The 277-nt window shown below is 59.2% G+C and carries 1 protein-coding gene; it reads left to right on the forward strand.

The features are described from left to right. A partial coding sequence (locus tag AC1RPW_RS08425; protein ID WP_481769514.1) for a hypothetical protein occupies positions 1–277 on the forward strand: 277 nt, incomplete at both ends.

Below are 277 nucleotides of genomic sequence, written 5' to 3' on the forward strand. Positions count from 1 at the left end.
GGGGCAGGAATCGCGCCCCTCGGACTTCCGTGGCCAGCTCGGTGAGGATGATGCGGAAGCCTTCAAGTGGATTCTGAAGGCGATCAAGGCGCAATCGAAAATCTCTCTTGCAGAACTCGATCTTCTGTTCGAAGCTGACTATGGTGACGACATCCGGGCCGTGTGGCCGGTGCGTGGGGTGACCCGTACCGATCTCGATCCGCTGATTACCGAGTACGCGACGAAGAACTTCAAGGAGACGCTGGCCGAGGCCGTTTCGTGGCATCTGGTTGGGCTG

It is taken from the genome of Dellaglioa sp. CoH-55-MRSF-8 (genome assembly GCF_056782195.1).